This window comes from Streptomyces echinoruber (genome assembly GCF_014651135.1).
Lineage (GTDB): Bacteria > Actinomycetota > Actinomycetes > Streptomycetales > Streptomycetaceae > Streptomyces > Streptomyces echinoruber.
Window position 1 is genome coordinate 112,363 of the sequence record NZ_BMWH01000001.1, and the last position, 18,173, is coordinate 130,535.

4 protein-coding genes are annotated in these 18,173 nt (G+C 72.2%); all 4 read left to right on the forward strand.

What is annotated here, in order from left to right:
• Positions 1-217 precede the first annotated feature (217 nt).
• The 4 genes from IE225_RS00520 to IE225_RS00535 are packed head-to-tail and all read left to right on the forward strand — an operon-like array spanning position 218 to position 18,159.
• Positions 218-5,527 (forward strand): acyltransferase domain-containing protein, encoded by a 5,310-nt coding sequence (locus IE225_RS00520; protein WP_373303127.1) that lies wholly within the window; start codon positions 218-220, stop codon positions 5,525-5,527.
• Between the two features lies 1 nt (position 5,528).
• Positions 5,529-8,897 (forward strand): type I polyketide synthase, encoded by a 3,369-nt coding sequence (locus IE225_RS00525; protein WP_190055241.1) that lies wholly within the window; start codon positions 5,529-5,531, stop codon positions 8,895-8,897.
• A complete protein-coding gene (locus IE225_RS00530; RefSeq protein WP_190055242.1) occupies positions 8,894-17,032 on the forward strand; it encodes a hybrid non-ribosomal peptide synthetase/type I polyketide synthase in 8,139 nt (2,712 codons plus the stop codon). Before IE225_RS00525 ends, IE225_RS00530 begins: the two co-directional genes overlap by 4 nt.
• Complete coding sequence (locus tag IE225_RS00535) at positions 17,029-18,159, forward strand: LLM class flavin-dependent oxidoreductase (protein WP_190055243.1); 1,131 nt, start codon at positions 17,029-17,031, stop codon at positions 18,157-18,159. Before IE225_RS00530 ends, IE225_RS00535 begins: the two co-directional genes overlap by 4 nt.
• Positions 18,160-18,173 lie beyond the last annotated feature (14 nt).

Below are 18,173 nucleotides of genomic sequence, written 5' to 3' on the forward strand. Positions count from 1 at the left end.
CAGGTGGGATGCAGGAGCTGCCTCTCCGTGACTCGTTGACTGTTAATCAGGTTCGGCGATCGCGGTTTGTTTCCTAATGCGGGCGATCGGCGCCCGGCATCGTTAGGATGGGGGATCAGTGGTGTCATTCGGTGATGCCGAAAAAACGTCGGCCGGTGTTGATCTGGAAACGCTCGAAGGTGTCTCTTCCTGGCTTCGTCGCGAGGTTGCCGCACTGGTGGGCCGTGATGCCGGCGACGTTCTCGAGGACGAGCTCTTCTCACGCCTCGGGATGGATTCGATGCGGGCCACCAGCCTCATGGCGGCGCTCTCTCGCGCCACGGGAAAGCGCTGGTCACCAGCGTTTCTGTGGGCCAACCCCACCATTGGCGACCTCGCGGAACGAGTGGTGGCCGGTGACGCCCTCCCGGAGGGGCCGCAGGGGCCGATCCGTTCCCCGGCCCGGGGGGACCTCCGTCCGGGTGAGCCCGTCGCCGTCGTGGGCATAGCATGCCGCTTTCCGGGTGCGGATGGTGTCGCGGCGTTCTGGAACCTGCTGGAAGCGGGCGTGGACGCCGTCCGGGACGTGCCGGAAGGTCGGTGGGAAAAAGATTCCCCGGGCTATGGAGATCCTGATGTCTCCGGCGGCATGACCGCGACGGAAGCCGGTTTCCTGGATGGTCGGATCGATGAATTCGACCCGTTGTTCTTCGGGATTTCCCCGAGGGAATCCCAGGAAATAGACCCGCAGCAGCGACTTTTCCTTGAAGTCGCCTGGGAGGCGCTCGAGGACGCGGGTGTCACGGAGAGAAGTTTGGCCGGCAGCGACACCGGCGTGTTCGCCGGAGCGATTTGGCACGATTACGCCGACCTCGCCTTTGGAAATACCGGTGGCCTGTCCTCGCACTCCGCCACAGACCGGGCACTGAACATGATCGCCAACCGGCTGTCCTACGTGCTCGGGCTGCGTGGCCCGAGCATGGTCCTCGACTCCGCCTGTTCGTCGTCCTTGCTGGCCGTACATCTGGCCTGCCAGAGCATCCGGAGCGGCGAGTCGTCCATGGCCATCGCCGGTGGGGTCAATCTGCTGCTGAGTCCTGAAACCATGGTGTCCCTCAGCCGGTTCGGCGGCCTGTCACCCGACGGCCGCTGCAAGGCGTTCGACGCGAGGGCGGACGGGTTCGGCCGCGGCGAAGGCTGCGGAGTCGTCGTCCTCAAACCGCTGTCGCGCGCTCTCGCGGACGGGGACCACATCTGGTGCACGATTCGGGGTTCCGCCGCCAACAACGACGGCTTGAGCAACGGACTCACCGCCCCCAATCCGGCGGCGCAGGAAAGCGTGCTGCGCGCCGCCTACCGCAACGCCGGCATCGCCCACCCACAGGTGCACTACGTCGAAACGCACGGCACCGGAACCGCGCTCGGCGACCCCATCGAGGCCATGGCCCTCGGCGCTGTGCTGGGAAAGGGCCGGCCCGAGGACCGGCCACTCCGCATCGGATCAGTCAAAACCAACATGGGACACCTCGAAGCGGCGGCGGGAATCGCCGGCTTGATCAAGACCGCTCTGGTGCTCAAGCACCGGCGGGTGCCGCGGAACCTGCACTTCGAGACCCCGAGCCCGCACATCCCCTTCGACGAACTGCGCCTGACTGTTCCCACCAGAGCCGAGCCGTGGCCCGAGGACAGCGGGCTGTACGCAGGAGTCAGCTCCTTCGGCTGGGGCGGCACCAATGTCCACGTGGTGGTCGAGGGCCACCGGGAGCCTGCCCCGCCGACGGTGCCCGGCAGCGCCGCGCGGGGCATACCCGGCCGTCCCCGGATCGCCTTCGTCTGCTCGCCGTACGGGCAGCAGTGGGTCGGCATGGCGCGCAACCTTTACCGCACGGAGCCGGTCTTCCGGTCCGTTCTGCAGGAATGCGACCGCGAACTCGCCGGCCACACCGGGTGGTCGCTCGTCGAGGAGCTGTTCCTGGACGAGGCGCGGGCCCACACCGGTGACGTCGGGGTCATGCAGCCCGTCGTCTTCGCGGTACAGGTGGCCCTGGCGACCTGGCTGGAGGCCGCCGGGGTGCGACCCGGCGCCGTGGTCGGGCACAGCCTCGGGGAGATCGCCGCGTGTGTCATCGCCGGCGTGCTCGACCTACCCGATGCCGTACGGCTGGTCCACCACTACAGCGACCAGCAGCGCAGGGTGGCCGGTCCGGACCGCGGCATGGCCGTGGTCGAGCTGTCCGCCGGCGAACTGGAGGAGCGCCTGGCCGGGCGGGACTCCTCGGTGTGCGTGGCGACCCGCAACGGGCCGCGCACCACGGCACTGGCGGGCAGCCGCACGGAGCTGGAGGAGATCGTCGCCGCACTGAAGGCGGAGGGCGTGCTGTGCGCCATGATCCGCGTCGATCTGCCGGCCCACAGCGCGGCGATCGACCCCATTGTGGCGGACCTGGAGAAAGCTCTGGAGGGCATCGCCGGCCGGCCCGGCCGTATCCCGGTCATCTCCTCGGTGACCGGGCGGCCCTTGGACTGGCGGGAGGTGGGCCCCGCGTACTTCGCGCGGAACCTGCGCGAACAGGTGCGGCTCGCCGACGCCACGGCACATCTGCTGCGGGAGAAGTTCGACGTCCTGCTGGAGATCAGCGCCAACCCGGTGCTTGCCCCGGCGCTCCAGCAGAGCGTCGACGACTTCGGCCGCACGGCGACCGTCATGACTACGATGCGCCGCGGCGACGACGACCGTACGGGGCTGATCGAGACCCTTGACGCGCTTGCCCGGCTCGGTACGAAGGTACGGCTGCCGAGCGTGCGGGACGAGCCGGTCGCGGAGCTGTTCACGCTGTCCGCCAAGTCGCCCGAGGCACTGCGTGAGCTGGCCGGGCGCACCGCCGCGAGCCTTGCCGGGACGGGCTCGGAGGGCGGGGATGCGGCCGGTGAGCCGACGAGTGCTCTGCCGGCGCTGGCGCAGGCGGCCCTCCCGCGGGCCCACCACCCCTACCGGTTGGCGCTTTCGGCGCGGGACGAGGAGGAGCTGGCCGAGGCGCTTGCCGCGCACGCCCGCGGCGAGGACCCCCCGGGGCTGTACGTCTCCGGCCGGGCCGCCGAGAAGCGGCCCCAGGTGGCCTTCGTCTTTCCCGGCCAGGGCTCCCAGTGGGTCGGCATGGGCCGGGAACTCATGCAGAGGGAACCGGTCTTCCAGGCGGCCGTCCGGGAGTGCGACGCGGCAGCCCGCGCCTTCGTGGACTGGTCCATCGAGGCCGAGCTGACCGCCGGCGACACCGATCTGGTGGTCGACCGCATCGACGTCGTCCAGCCCGTGCTGTTCGCCGTCGAGGTGGCCCTCGCCGCGCTGTGGCGCTCCTGGGGCGTGGAGCCCGACGCGGTGATCGGACACAGCATGGGCGAGGTCGCCGCCGCGCACGTCGCCGGAGTGCTGAGCCTTGAGGACGCGGCGCGGATCATCTGCCTGCGTAGCCGTCTGCTGCGCCGCGCCAGCGGGCAGGGCGCGATGCTCGCCGTCGAACTCACCATGGACGAGGCACGACAGGTGCTGGCGGGCCGGGAGCACGCCGTGTCCATCGCCGTGAACAACAGCCCGCGCTCCACGGTGCTCTCCGGGGACCGGGACGTACTGGCCGAGATCGCCGGGCAGTTGGAGGCGGAAGACGTCTTCTGCCGCTGGGTGAAGGTGGACGTCGCCTCCCACAGTCCGCAGATGGACCCGCTGCGGCCGGATCTGCTGGCGGCTCTGGAGGGGCTGGCGCCCCGTCGCGGGACCATACCGGTGTACTCGACCGTCACCGGCGAGGCCGTCGGCGGTGAGGAGATGACCGACGCCTACTGGGCCGACAATCTGCGCGAACCCGTCCTCTTCGGCGACCAGGTCGCCCGGCTGCTGCAGAAGGGCGTGCACGCGTTCATCGAGATGAGTCCACACCCCATCCTGCTCCCCGCCGTTGAGCAGGTCGCCTCCGTGGGCGTGGCCGGCCCGGCCGTGCTGCCGTCGCTGCGCAGGAATGAGAGCGCGCGGGAGTCGCTGCTCGCCTCCCTGGGGCGGCTGCACGTGCTGGGCGTCCCGGTCCGCCTGGAGCGCGTCCTGACCCCCGCGCGCCCCAGCCGACGGCTGCCGCACTACCCGTGGCAGCGGGAGCGGTACTGGCACGAGCAGACCGGCAGGACCGCCGGTACGGGGCTCGCCCCTCGGCAAGGGCTGCTCGGCGAGCGGATCGATTCGGCGATCCAGCCCGGCACCCACTACTGGCAGACGGAACTGAACACCTCGACCGCGGCCTTGGGAGACCACCGCATCGGCGGGGCGGTCGTCGTCCCCGGCGCGGCCTTCGTGGACATGGCCCTCGCCGCGGCCCGCCAGGTGCTGCCGGGCGAGCGGCACCTGCTGTCCGACGTGCTCTTCCAGCAGCCGCTGGTACTGCCCGAGGCGGGACACGCGCGTGTCCAGGCGGTGCTGGAGGGGTCCCGGGAAGAGCGGGCGCGACTACGTTTCTTCGCCGCCGAGGAGACCGGCCCCGTCTGCGTGGCCGAGGCCGTGCTGTCGGCGGCCGGCTACGGCACCGGCCCGGAGCCGGCCGACGCCGGCTCTCTCGCCGCACGGATGACGGACGCGCTCGACGGACCGGACTACTACCGGGCGTTGGCGGCTTGCGGCCTCGGCTACGGTCCCGCCTTCCAGGGCATCGGGCACATCGCGCGCGGAGCGGGCGAGGCGCTCGCGAGGATCGGCCCGCACGGTCGGGAGTGGCGTGACACGGGACACGTCCTGCCTCCCACGCTGCTGGACGCCGCCCTCCAGACGGCGGTGGCGCCGCTCCTCGGCGCCGACTGGACGGCGGAGGGCGGGTTCCTGAGCGAGGGCATGGGCCGAGTCGCCGTCCACGGCACGGTCCGCGGCGAGGTGTGGGCTCACACCACCTGCCGGGTCGTGGGCGACGGACAGTGGGAGGCCGACGTCTCGGTCCACGGCCCGGACGGAACTCTGCTCGCCGAGGTCACCGGGTTGCGCATCGTCCGGCTCGCGTCCGTACCCGTGCTCACGACGCCGCCGTCCGCACCACCGGACGGGGACGGCCCGGCACAGTCCGGCAACCGGGGGGACGGTCCGGCTGCCCTGCGCGAGCGCATCGCCGCGCTGGCGGACGGGGCGGAGCGCCGCGCGGCACTGGAGTCGGTGGTGCGGGAGAACGTCGCCCGTGTCGTGAAGCTCCCCGCGCGCAGGGTGGATCCCGACCGGCCGCTGAAGTCCCTGGGGATCGACTCCCTGATGTCGCTGGAGCTGCGCAACAGGCTGGAAGCGACCTTCGGCGTTCGGCTGTCGGCCACCCTCATCTACAACTACCCGACCATTCGCGACCTCGCTCCCTTCCTGGCCGAAAAGCTGCGGCTGGCCCTCGACGAGTCCGCGGCGCCATCAAAGACCCCGGTCCCGCCGGCCCCGCGCGCGGGCGCCGGCGGCAGGGCCGAAGCCGGGGATCTGAGCCCCGAAGAACTCCTCGAACGTGAACTCGCCGAGCTCAACGAGCGGATGGAGACCATCTAGCATGCGCGGCACATCCGGGACCCCGACGGACCGGTACGCGGCCACAGCCGCCGATGACAGCAGCATCACCAAGGCCCTCGCCGCCATCCGCCGGCTCCGCGGACAGATCGATGTGCTGGAGCGGGCGAAGCGGGAAGGGATCGCCGTGGTCGGCATGGGATGCCGGCTGCCGGGCGGGGTGACATCACCTGACGCCTTCTGGCAGGTGCTGTCCGAGGGCGTCGACACCATCGGGGAGGTGCCCGAGGACCGCTGGGAGCTGCGCCGGGCGGACGGACCGGGCGGGCCGCCCGACGGGAAGCCGCCGCCGCACGGTGGCTTCATCGAGGGCGTCGACCGGTTCGACCCCTACTTCTTCCGCATATCGCCGCGCGAAGCGGCCCGCATGGACCCCCAGCAACGGCACTTCCTCGAAGTGGCCTGGGAGGCGCTGGAGGACGCCGGACTGATCCGGGAGAAACTCCAGGGCAGCCGGACCGGTGTCTTCGTGGGCGCCAACGCCACGGACTACCTCCAGCTCCAACTCGAAGGAGCCGCGGCCGACACCTACACCGTGGTGGGCGGCACGAACTGCATCATCGCCAACCGGCTGTCGTACGTGCTCGACCTGCGCGGCCCCAGCATGACCGTGGACACCGCGTGCTCCTCCTCGCTCGTGGCCGTGCACCTCGCCGCCCAAAGCCTGCGCACCAAGGACTGCGACACGGCCGTCGTCGGCGGCCTGAACCTGATCCTCTCGCCCAGGCTGGCCGAGGCCCACGCCAAGGGGCTGCCGCTGGCCCCCGACGGCCGCTGCAAGACCTTCGACGCGGACGCGAACGGCTACGCCCGCGGCGAGGGAATCGGCGTGCTCGTCCTCAAACGCCTCTCCGACGCCGTGGCTGACGGCGACCGGATCTGGGCGGTGATCCGAGGCTCCGCCGTCAACCAGGACGGCCTGACCAACGGGCTGACCGCCCCCAACGGGCTGTCCCAGCAGAGTGTGATCCGGCAGGCCCTGCACAACGCCCACCTCGAACCCTCCCAGGTGACGTTGCTGGAGGCGCACGGCACAGGCACCGAACTCGGCGATCCCATCGAGGTGGAGGCGCTGAGCGCCGTCTACGGACAGCCCGCGTCCGAGGGCGACGTGTGCGCGCTCGGCTCGGTCAAGACGAACATCGGCCACCTCGAGGCCGGGGCCGGCATGGCCGGACTGATCCGGTCGGCGCTGAGCATCCACCACCGCACCCTCACCCCCCACCTGCATCTCACGACCCTCAACCCGCATATCGACCTCGACGGGACCCGGCTGGTCGTACCGACCTCCCTGCGTCCGTGGGACGTGCCCGACGAGCGGCGGCACGCGGCCGTCAGCTCCTTCGGTGCCGGCGGCACCAACGCCCACGTGATCCTCGGCCCCGCACCGGCGGACACCGGGCGCGCGGACGAGCGGCCCCCGAGCGGGGACGGCCCCTGGCTGCTGCCGGTCTCCGCGGCCACCGGCGACGCACTCGCCCCCCTGGCCCGCGCCTACCGCGACCACCTGCGCTCCGCCAAGGGGCGCGCCCAGCGCTTCGACGACATCGTCCACACGGCGACGGCCCGCCGCACCCGCCACGAGCACCGGCTGGCCGTCGTTGCCGGATCGCACGAGGAGGCGGCGGACCGGCTCACCAGGTGGCTGGACGGGGAGGAGGCGACCGGCGTGGTCACCGGCCGGGCGAACGGCAGCGTGGCCGACGGCCTCGTGTTCGTCTACCCGGGGCAGGGCTCCCAGCGGGCCGGCATGGGCCGGGAACTGCTGGACGCCTGCCCGGTGTTCCGCAAGGCGGTCGGGGAGTGCGACGACGCGATGCGGCCCTTCCTCGGCGGGCGCTCGGTCGTCGACCACGTCATGCGCCTGGAGCCCGACGCCGCACTCGACCGCATCGACCTGATCCAGCCCGCCCTGTTCGCCCTCGCCGTCGGCCTCACCGCCCGCAGCCGCTCCTTCGGCGTCGCACCGGATGCCGTGGTCGGCCACAGCATGGGCGAGGTGGCCGCCGCGCACATCGCCGGGGCGCTCACCCTGGACGACGCCGCCCGGGTCATCTGCCGGCGCAGCGCCCTGCTCCGCCGCATCAGCTGCCAGGGCGCGATGCTCGTCGTGGCGCTCCCCCTGGACCAGGCGGACCGGCTCATCGAGGACTGCCGGGACAAGGTGTCCGTCGCGGTCGCCAACAGCCCCACCTCCACGGTGCTGTCGGGCGATCCGCGCACCCTGGTCGACCTGTCCGAGACGTTGCGCGCCCGCAATGTGTTCTGCCGCCCGGTGAAGGTCGACGTCGCCTCGCACAGCCCCCAGGTGGACCCGCTGCGCGACGAACTCCTCGCCGACCTCGTCGGACTGTCACCCCGGCCGTCCCGCATCCCCATCCTGTCGACGGTCACCGGCGAACCGACCGACGGCTCGGACTTCGACGCCGATTACTGGATGCGCAACCTGCGCGAGCCCGTACTGTTCTGGGACGCCGTGCAGTCGCTCATCGCCCGGGACAACGGGGTGTTCGTCGAGATGAGCCCTCACCCGGTGCTGCTGTCCGCGATCGAGCAGGGCTTCGAGTTCAGTGAACGGGACGGGCTCGCCCTGCCGGCGATGCGACGTGACGCGCCCGAGACGCACGGCATGCTCGAAATCCTCGGCGCCCTGCACGCACACGGCCTGCCGGCGGCCGGTGCGGACACGCTGCTGCCCGCCGACGCCCGCCCCGTGCCGCTGCCCGCCTACACCTGGCGGCACGAGCACTTCTGGTTCCGCGACGCCGAGGCGGCACGCCGTGCCGCGACCGGCGTACGGCGCCCGGAACCCACCGCCGCCCCGGCGCCGGAACCCGCACCGGCACCGGCCGGATCACCGAAGGCCGGCGGCGCGCGGAGCGAGCCGCACGACCGGCCGGCATCCGTGGCCATGGCCGAACGCCATGGCATGATCCGGAGGTTCGTGCTGCGTGCCGTGGCCGACGTGCTGGAGATGGCACCGGAACGCGTCGATCCCGGCGCCGGGTTCTTTCAGATGGGCATGGATTCGATGCTCGCCGCCCGGGTCCGCGTACTGCTGGAGGCAGGGCTCGGGCGCAAGCTGCCCGCACCCGTGATGTTCGAGCACCCGTCGGTCGAGGAGCTCTCCGCCCATCTGCTGGGCCTCACCGAGCGGCAACCCGCCGCGCCCGGTCCCCGGCCGGCTCCACCGGAGACCGAGGCACCCGCGCCGGCACCCACGGTCCCACCCGAGGAGCCCGCCCAGGCCCCGGTGGACGAGACGACCGACGACCTCACCGAGGAGGAACTCCTGGCTCTGCTGGCCGAAGAAGTCCGCTCCTCGACCCGTACCGCAGGAGGTTCCCGATGACCGGCAACGGCCCTGAACGCCAAGCAGTCCTCGCCCAGAGCCTGAAGGAGATCCGCAGGCTGCGCGCCGAACTCGACGCGGTGCAGAACGCCGGAACGGAGCCCATCGCCGTCGTCGGTATGGCCTGCCGCATGCCGGGCGGCGCCGACAGCCCTGAGGCGTTCTGGGAGTTCCTGGACCGCGGCGGGGACGGGATCGGCGAGATACCGGCCACGCGCTGGGACGTCGACCGCTTCTACGACCCCGACCCGGACGCGCCCGGCAAGATGTCCACCCGGCGCGGTGGATTCCTGGACGACGTCGACCGGTTCGATGCCGGGTTCTTCGGGATCTCCCCCCGCGAGGCGGCCGCCCTCGACCCGCAGCAGCGCCTGCTGCTGGAGGTCGGCTGGGAGGCCCTCGAACACGCGGGACAGTCACCCGACGGACTACGGGGCTCCGACACCGGCGTCTACTTCGGGGTCACCACCTACGACTACCTGCAGGCGCAGATGCAGCAGGTCGACCCGGCCGACCTGACCGCCTACAGCCTCACCGGGAACGCCTCCACCTTCGCGGCCGGCCGACTGTCGTACTGGCTCGGCCTGAACGGCCCCAGCCTGTCCGTCGACACCGCCTGCTCCTCCTCCCTGGTCGGCGTGCATCTGGCATGCCGGAGCCTGCGCTCGGGGGAGACCGGCCTGGCCCTGGCCGGCGGCGTGAACGTGCTGCTGGCGCCGGAGTGGTTCGTCGTCGCCTCCAAAGCGCACATGCTCGCGGCGGACGGCCGGTGCAAGACGTTCGACGCGAGCGCGGACGGCTACGTACGCAGTGAGGGCTGCGGCATCGTCGTACTGAAGCGGCTGTCCGACGCCCGCGCGGCCGGGGACCGGATCCTCGCCGTGATCCGGGGCTCCGCCGTCAACCAGGACGGACGCAGCAGCGGCGTCACCGTCCCGAACTCCGCCGCGCAACAAGCAGTGATCCGTCAGGCCCTGCAGTCGGCGTCCGTCGAACCGGCCCAGGTCGGCTACGTCGAGGCGCACGGCACGGGCACGCCTCTCGGCGACCCGCTGGAGCTACGTGCCCTGGACGCCGTGCTCGGCGGGCGCGGGGAGGCGGGTCCGCTGCTCGTGGGGTCGGTCAAGACCAACGTCGGCCACCTGGAACCGGCCGCCGGTGTCGCCGGGCTGATCAAGGTCATCCTGTCCCTCCAGCACGAGCGCATACCCCCGCACCTCCACCTGTCCGAGGTCAATCCGGAGATAGGCATCGAGGACCTCGCCGTCGAGATCCCGGCCGAAGGCCGGCCCTGGCCGCGCGGAGCCGCGCCCCGGATCGCCGGTGTCAGCTCGTTCGGCGCCAGCGGAACCAACGCGCATCTGATCGTCGAGGAGGCCCCCGCGGAAGCCGGCCCCGACGTCACCGCCCCGGAGCGCACCGCACACCTGCTGACACTGTCCGCGAAGAACCCCGAGGCGCTCACCGCCCTTGCCGGGCGGTACCGCGACCGGCTCGCCGCGGCGACGGACGCCGAACTCGGCGACATCTGCTTCACCGCCGCCACCGGCCGGTCCCACTTCGCCCACCGGCTGGCCGTGACGGCCTCCTCCGCCACCGAGATGGGGCGGCGGCTGGCCGAGCACGCCGAGGGCGGGCGGCCCGCCGGCAGCCACCGGGGCCACGCGAGGGCCGGCACCCGCCCGCAGGTCGTGTTCCTGTTCACCGGCCAGGGAGCGCAGTACCCCGGCATGGCCCGCGCCCTCTACGCCACGGAGCCCGTGTTCCGCCAGGTCCTCGATGCGTGCGACGAGGTGCTGCGCCCGCTGACCGGACGCCCGCTGACGACCGTCCTCGACCCCGCGCCCGAGGACGCCGCGCTCCTCCACGACACCTCATGGACGCAGCCGGCCCTGTTCGCCGTCGAGTACGCGCTCGCCCAACTGTGGCGGTCCTGGGGCGTGGAGCCCGCGGCCGTGCTGGGGCACAGCGTCGGCGAGCTGGTGGCGGCCTGCGTGGCGGGAGCGATGGACCTCGCCGACGGCCTGCGGCTCGTCGCGCGGCGCGGGCGGCTCATGCACGACCTCACCGACGGGGGCGCCATGGCCGCGGTCTTCGCGTCCGAGGACCGCGTCGCGGCGCTGCTCGAGCGCCATGCCGCCGAGCTGTCCGTCGCGGCGGTCAACGGCCCGGAGAACATCGTCCTGTCGGGCAGCGAGAGCGCCCTGGACGCCGTCCTCGCCGAGCTGTCCGAGCAGGGGGTGCGCGCCAAGCGGATGACCGTGACGCGCGCCTTCCACTCACCGCTGATGGATCCCGCGCTCGACGCGTTCGAACGCGAGGCCGCCGGTGTGACGTTCCGGGCGCCCAGGATCCCCGTCGTCTCCAACCTCACCGGAGAGATCCTGACCGGAGAGGGGGCGTTCACCGCCCGCTCTCTGCGCGAGCACGCCCGCGAGGCCGTACGGTTCCACGAGGGCATGACCACGCTGTACCGGGAGGGGTACCGCGTCTTCCTCGAGGTGGGACCCGCTCCCACGCTGACGGGGCTGGCCAAGCGGTCCCTCACGGCCGACGCGGGGCCGGGAGAGCAGCCGGAGCCCGACGAGCAGCCGGTGTTCCTGCCGTCCCTGCGCCCCCGCCGCGACGACTGGCAGGTTCTCCTGGACAGCCTGGGCGCCCTCTACACGCGGGGCGTGGCCGTCGACTGGGAGCGGTACGACGCCGGCCGTGGCCGCCGTCGCACCGAACTGCCCACGTACGCCTTTCAGCGGGCCCGCCACTGGTTCCGGCCCAGCGCCCGGCCCGAAGCCACCGCCGAAACGGCACCCGCGGGCGGGCTGTCCCGTACGCTGCTCGGCGCGCGGGTCGCCTCTCCGCTTCCCACCGCGCAGTTCGCCGCCACGGTCGGCGCCGAGGCGCATCCCTGCCTGGGCGACTGCGTCATGGACGGGCTGCCGGTGGTCAACATCGGGGTCTACCTGGAGACCGCCCTGGAGGCGAGCCGGGAGCTGTACGGCGCCGGCCCGGTCCTGGTCGAGGACTGCACAGTCCTGCAGAGCATGGTCCTCGACCCGGGCGACCGCGCCGAGGTGCAGCTCCTGGTCGACGAGTCGACGGCGGGCCCGGGGCGCGGCGCCTTCCGCTACTTCGCCGCCCGCCCGGGCGACCACGACGACCAGGGCGCACCGCGCTGGACCCTGCACGCACAGGGCCGGGTCGGCCCGTCCTCCGCGGCCCCGTCGGCCGAGGACCTCGACGCCCTGCGGGCCCGGCTCACCACGAAGATCTCCGGCGACGAGTTCCACCGCGGCATGTGGCGGCGGAAGCTGTACCTCGGGCCCTCCGCGCAGTGGGTCGAGCACATCCACGCGGGCGAGGGCGAGGCGCTGGCCCGGATGCGCCCGGCGCGCCCCGAGGAGAGCGGCACCTACCTGCTGCACCCGGGCCTCACCGACGCGCTGTTCCAGACCCTGTTCGCGTGCCTGCCCCCGGACGGCCCGCCGGACGCCACGTACATGCTCGTCAGTATCGACCGCTTCCTGCTGCACGGTCCCGCCGGCGGCGCGACTCACTGCCGGGTACGGCTGCTTCCGTCCTCCGGCCCGGCCACGATGCTGCTGGCCGAGGCCCGGCTGTACGACGACCGGGGACGCACCCTGGTCGAGGCGGACGGGGTGTGCCTGCGACGGGCCGAACGCGAGCAGCTGCTGCGCGCGGAACCCCAGGACCCGGCCGTCACCCGCCGGGCCGTCGCCGCGCGGCCCGCCGATGCGGCCCCGGCAGCCGCAGTCCCGGCACCGCGTGACCCCGACGCCGTGCGGGACCTCCTGGCGCGCACCGTCGCCACGGCCCTCGGCAGCGACCGGGCCGGCCTGGATGTCCACGAGCCGCTGCAGAACCTCGGCCTGGACTCGCTCATGGCCCTGGAGGTCAAAGAGACCCTCGCCGCCCGGCTCGGCGTCTCCCTGCCTCTCGTGATCTTCCTCGACGGCCGCAGCGTGCACACGCTCGGCACGGAGATCCTCGGCCTGCTCGGGGCCGACGACGCCGGCGAGGAGCCCGGCACGGCCGGCGCGTCCCGGGTGGAGAGCGGCGCCCTGCCGGTCTTCCTGCCCGACGCCCAGGCACGCCACGAGCCGTTTCCGCTGACCGATCTCCAGCAGGCCTATCTGGTGGGCCGGTCCAGCGCCTTCGAACTCGGCAATGTCTCGACGTACTTCTTCATCGAGGTCGACGTGGAGGACGTGGACCTCACCCGCCTCACCGAGTCGCTGCGGCTGATGATCGCACGCCACGACATGCTGCGGGCCGTCATGACCGAGGACGGCCACCAGCGGGTGCTCGCCGATGTCCCGCCGTACGAGATCCGGACCACGGATCTGCGCGCGTGCGACGAGGGCGAACGGGACCGGCTGCTGCGGGACCTCCATGAGGAGGTGCGCGACCAGGTCTTCGACACCACGCGCTGGCCGCTGTTCGACGTGCGGGCCACGTTGCTCGACGAGCGGCACACCCGCCTGCACATCGGCCTGGACGCCCTGATCATCGATGCGTGGAGCACGTCCCTGCTGTTCAGCGAGTGGGCGGCGGCCTACCGCGGCGAAGCGGCCTCGCTTCCCGAACTGCCCTTGACCTACCGGGACTACGTCGTCACCGCCCGCTCCATCGAGGGCACCCCCCTGCACACCGCCTCGCTGGAGTACTGGCGCGGGCGCGTCGACTCGCTGCCGCCCGCCCCCGAGCTGCCGCTCGCCAAGAACCCGGCCTCGCTCGACCGCCCCGTGTTCACGCACCGCTCGCACCGTATCGAGGCGGAGGACTGGGCCCGGTTCAAGCAGCAGGCGGCCGCTCTCGGCGTCACGCCCTCGGCGGCCCTGTGTACCGCCTATGCCCAGGTGCTGGCCGCATGGAGCAAGTCCAGCCGGTTCACCCTCAACCTGCTGTTCTTCAACCGGCTGCCGTTGCACCCGGACGTCGGCAAGGTGGTCGGCAACTTCAGCGCCACCACCCTGCTGGAGATCGACAGTTCGGCCTTGGACGGCTTCGCCGTGCGCGCCGACCGCATCCAGAAGCAGTTGTGGAACGACCTGGAGCACAGCCACGTCAGCGGCGTCGAGGTCCTGCGCGAACTGCACCGGGCCCGTGGCGGAGGCGGCCGGGCCTCCATGCCCGTGGTCTTCGCCAGCACGGTCAACTTCGCCGCCAAGGAGGACTCCGCGGCGGCCACCGGCCTCGCCCAGCACCTGACCGCGCTCGGAAGCGCCGGCCGTGAGGTCTCCACCTCCATCCGCACTCCGCAGGTGTGGCTGGACCACCAGGTCGTCGAGGACGCGGGCGCCCTGATGGTGAACTGGGACGTCGTCGAGGAGATCTTCCCCGAGGGAATGATCGACGCGATGTTCGCGGCCTATGTGGACCTCCTGCGCGGCCTCTGCCACGACCCGCAGGCCTGGCACCGCCCCGCCCCGGTCCTGGTGCCGGACGCCGACCTGGCCGTGCGCCGCGAGGTCAACGCCACGGCCGCGCCGCTGCCCGCCGGGCTGCTGCACGAACCGTTCACGGAGCGTGCCGCGGCGCACCCCGACCGCACCGCGGTCATCGCGGCGGACCGCACCCTGACGTACGGCGAACTCGACGCCCGCACCGACCGGCTGGGCCGCCGGCTGCGCGAACACGGAGCACAGCCGGGCAGCTTGGTCGGCGTCGTGATGGAGAAAGGCTGGGAGCAGGTCGCCGCGACGATCGGCGTGCTGAAGTCCGGAGCGGCCTACGTGCCCATCGACGCGGCCGTCCCGCCCGAACGGCTGCGGCTGCTCATGGAGAAGGCCGGCATCTCACTCGTCCTGACACAGGCCCGCGTGGAGGAGCGCATCGCCTGGCCGGACGGTACCGTGCGGCTCAGCGTCGACACGACCACCGCCGAAGCGCCGGACGCCGCACCGCTGACGCCGTCCCCGGCCCGCCCCGACGACCTGGCGTACGTCATCTTCACCTCCGGGTCCACCGGCACGCCGAAGGGCGTGATGATCGAGCACACCGGTGCCCTGAACACCTGCCTCGACATCAACGAGCGCTTCGGCATCACCGAGGACGACCGGGTGCTCGCCCTGTCCGCACTCAACTTCGACCTCTCCGTCTACGACGTCTTCGGCGTCCTGGCCGCCGGCGGCGCGATCGTACTGCCGGAGCCGGGCGCACAGCGGGAACCGGCGCGCTGGGCGCACCTCGTCACCGAGCACGGCGTCACGCTGTGGAACAGCGTGCCCACGCTGATGGAGATGTTCACCGAACACGCCCTCGGCGAGGGCCTGGCCGGCACTCTCCCGCTGCGGACGGTGATGATGAGCGGCGACTGGATCCCGGTCACCCTCCCCGACCGCATCCGGGCACTGGTGCCCGACGCGGCCGTGTGGAGCCTGGGCGGAGCCACCGAGGCGTCGATCTGGTCGATCCTTCACCCCATCGGCGACGTCGATCCCGACTGGGCGAGCATCCCGTACGGCACGCCGATGCGCAGCCAGCAGTTCCATGTGCTGAACGACGCGATGCAGCCCTGCCCCGTGTGGGTGCCCGGCCGGCTCTGCATCGGCGGCGCTGGACTCGCCCGCGGCTACCTCGGCGACGAGGCCAAGACCCGGGCCGCCTTCCTGCGCCATCCGTCCACCGGGGAACGGCTCTACCGGACCGGTGACCTCGGCCGCTACCTGCCCGACGGGAGCATCGAGTTCCTGGGCCGCGAGGACTTCCAGGTGAAGGTCCAGGGCTACCGGATCGAGCTGGGAGAGATCGAGGCGGCCCTCGCACAGTGCGCCGGCGTGCGGGCCTCGGTGGTGTCCGCCGTGGGCGAGAGGCAGGGAGCCAAGCAACTCGTCGCGTACGCCGTGCTGGACGAGGGGCACGATCCCGCGGGCGCGCCCGAGCGACTGCGCGAGGCACTGGGCAAGACGCTGCCCGCGTACATGGTGCCGCACCACGTCCTCCTGATGGACGCGCTGCCTCTGACCGCCAACGGAAAGGTCGACCGGACGGCACTGCCGGTACCCGGCACCTACGCGGACGACGACGGTGCCGCGGTCGCTCCTCGCGACGAGGTCGAGGCGGAACTCGCCGCCATCTGGGCCGAGTTCTTCCCCGACGCCCATGTCGGCGTGCATACCGACTTCTTCGCGCTCGGCGGCAACTCGCTGCTCGCCGTCCGTCTCATGGCCGGGATAAGCGCGCGCCTGCACTGCTCGCTGCCCCTGTCCACCCTGTTCGCACAGCCGACGATCGCCTCGCTCGCGGAGGCCGTCCGGGACGCCGGCAGCGGCCTGAAGCGCACGGCGCTCGTCCCGGTCCGCACCGACGGCAACAGGCCCCCGCTGTTCTTCGTGCACCCCGTGGGCGGCGACGTGCTCTGCTACGCCGAACTCGCGTCGCTGCTCGGCGAGGAGCAGCCGTTCTACGCCCTCCAGGTGCCGGACGGCCCCGAGCTGACGACGGTCGCCGAACTGGCCGCCCACTACGCCGGGGCCATCACGGAGGCAAGCCCCGACGGCCCGTTGCGACTGGGTGGCTGGTCCATGGGCGGTGTGGTGGCCCTGGAGATCGCCCAGCAGCTCACCCGGGCCGGACGCACCGTGGAGAGCCTCGCGGTCGTCGACCTGCTGGAACCGCCGGGGCCGGCGGACCACGCGCACGTCGACGACGCCGTCCTGCTGTCCTGGTTCGCCCGTGACCTCGCAGGTCTCGCCGGCGAATCCTGGGCGCCCGAGCCGGACACCTTCCGCGGGGCCGGTGCCCTGCCCGACGCGCTGGGCGTGCTCCACACCGAGGCCCGCCGGCGATCGGTACTGCCGCCTGACCTGGACGCCGGGACCCTCGGCGCCATCTTCGACCGGTTCGCACGCAACTTCCGGGCCCTGCTGTCCTACGAGCCGCAGCCTTACGCGGGCCCGGTCCGCTTCTTCCGGGCGCGAGAAGGCGCCCCGGACGCGGTGGCGGCCGCCTGGCAGGCCCACTTCCCCAGCGACACGCAGGTCGTCGACCTGCCCGGCGACCACTACACCGTCATGCAGCAACCCCAACTGCGCCGCCTGGCGGACGAACTGACCACCTGGCTCGACGACTCCCGCCCGCAGTCACGACACGACAACGAAGGAAGCCAGCGATGACTCTCCGCTTCGGCGCTTTCATCCCGCCTTTCCATTCGCTCGACGAGGACCCCACCACCGCCTTCTGGCGCGACCTGGACCTCATCGACTGGCTGGACGTGCTCGGCATGGACGAGGCCTGGGTGGGCGAGCACCACTCCGGCGGCTGGTCCACCGTCAGCTCACCGGAACTCTTCCTGGCCGCCGCGGCCGAACGGACCCGCCGGATCAAGCTGGGCACCGGCGTCGTCAGCCTGCCGTACCACCACCCCCTCACCACCGCCAACCGCATCGTGCAACTGGACCACCAGAGCCGGGGGCGCGCCATGTTCGGCATGGGCGCCGGGGTCTCGCCGGCGGACGCCCACATGATGGGCATCGCCGCGGGCGACCAGCGGCGGATGATGGCCGAGTCGCTCGACGCCCTGGTGCGGCTGCTGCACGGGGACGAGCCAGTGACGGCCAAGACCGACTGGTTCGAACTGCGCGACGCACGCCCGCACCTGAAGCCCTGCACCAAGCCGTGCTTCGACATGGCCGTGGCCGGCGCGGGCTCGGAGCGGGGCATGCGCCTGGCAGGCCGGTACGGGCTGGACTCGCTGACCTTCGCCGGGCGGCCCGGCATGGAGGAGCCGCCGCTGGCGCGGCTGTGGGCGGCGGCGGAAGACGAAGCGGCCAAGCACGGCAAGACCGTGGACCGTTCGAAGTGGCGGGTCGCCATCTGCGTGCACGTCGCGGAGACACGGGAGGAGGCCCTGAGCCAGGTCCGGGACGGCATGACCCGCTGGTTCCGGGAGTACGTCCGGGACACGGTCGGCGCTCAGGCGAAGCTGCCCGAGGGGCGCGAGGCCGAGGTGGCGGTCGAGACGCGGACCGCCATCATCGGCTCGGTCGACGATGCCATAGCGGCGATCCAGCGCATGCTCGACGAGAGCGGAGGGTTCGGAACCCTGCTGGTCAACACCCAGGACTGGGCCACGCGGGAGCAGACCAAGCGCAGCTACGAACTGCTCGCCCGCTACGTGGCTCCGTACTTCACCGGTGCGCTGGAGAGCCGGCGCGCGTCGCAGCGATGGGTTGCGGAGCAAAGGGACGACTTCGCAGCCCAGGCGCGCGAGGCCGCCCGGCAGTCCTCGGCCGGCCGATAGCTCTCAGCGGGAGG